Source organism: Vreelandella halophila, assembly GCF_019903425.1.
Taxonomy (GTDB): Bacteria; Pseudomonadota; Gammaproteobacteria; order Pseudomonadales; family Oleiphilaceae; genus Halospina; species Halospina halophila.
Map to the genome: position 1 here is coordinate 1 of NZ_JACHUZ010000006.1, position 1,163 is coordinate 1,163.

The window sequence follows — 1,163 nt, forward strand, 5'->3', positions numbered from 1 at the left end:
GGAACCTCTGAATAACCAGTTTTGAACGCCAATTCCCGATTTCGATCCGGAGATGAACCGATTTCGGCGATAAATGCCCGGTCTATTTGTTCATCTTTTGTCCGGTTAACGCCTTTTTGGCGGCCACCGGACACACTTCCCCTACGCGGGGAGGTATCGTTCACCGACAAGCATGTTGCTGAACGCTGCCAACAGGTAAAGCCGATTGGCGTTCTTCGCCAGGCCGCGGTAGCGGACCTTAGCGTAACCAAACTGACGCTTGATGGTACGAAACGGATGCTCGACCTTCGCCCGAACACTGGCCTTGATCTTTTCCGCCCTGGCAAGGTTGCTGCCTTCCGCCAGCTGTCGGGTAACACCAGGGCGCCGGGCGATGAACCAGTCGACGTTCCGGTGCCGGTGCTCTTTGCGCTTCTCAATGCCCCGGTAACCGGAATCGCCAAAAACCCGTGTTTCATCGCCGTGGAGCAACGCGCCAGCCGCATTGAGATCGTGCTCATTGGCAGCAGTCACTTCCAGCGAATGGATCATCCCAAAACCGTCATCCACACCAGTGTGCATCTTCATTCCGAAATACCACTGGTTGCCCTTGCGGGTCTGGTGCATTTCCGGATCCCTCTCGCCGCTTTTGTTCTTGGTCGAGCTGGGCGCGGAGATGATGCTGGCATCCACGATGCTGCCTTCGCGCAGCATCAGGCCCTGGCGCTCCAGGTGCTTGTTCACTTCCTTGAACATCGCCTTGCCCAGGTTGTGCTGCTCCAGAAAATGGCGGAAGTTGAGAATGGTGGTTTCGTCCGGAATCGAATCGGCCAGGGTCAGGCCGGCAAAGCGGCGCATGGACTCGATCTCGTAGAGTTCGTCTTCCATCGCTGGATCGGAAAGGTTGTAGAACAGCTGCATGCAGTGGATGCGAAGCATCACCTGCAATGGATACGGCCGGCGGCCGTTCTCGCCCTTGGGATAGTAGCGGGCAACCTTGTTCTCCAGCTTCTTCCAGGGGATCAGCTGATCCATGCGCTCCAGGAACTTCTCGCGGCGGGTCTTGCGCTTTTTGTTCTGGTATTCGGCTTCGGCAAAGCTGATCTGGCTCATGGCGTGAAGACCTTCCCGATTGGTGGCTCTGGCGCTATTGTCGCAAATCCGGGGGCTTTTTCAGAGGTTCC

The 1,163-nt window shown here is 56.9% G+C and carries 1 protein-coding gene; it reads right to left on the reverse strand.

Annotated features, from left to right (window positions below; translation table 11 throughout):
* Window positions 1-141: 141 nt before the first annotated feature.
* On the reverse strand, window positions 142-1,092 hold the full coding sequence (locus tag H4I92_RS00105) for an IS5 family transposase (RefSeq protein WP_077528626.1): 951 nt from the start codon (window positions 1,090-1,092) through the stop codon (window positions 142-144).
* Between the last annotated feature and the right edge of the window lie 71 nt (window positions 1,093-1,163).

Excerpts from the sequence above, each read along its gene's own strand:
- H4I92_RS00105 (WP_077528626.1), bottom strand. The coding sequence starts at position 1,092 with ATGAGCCAGATCAGCTTTGCCGAAGCCGAATACCAGAACAAAAAGCGC.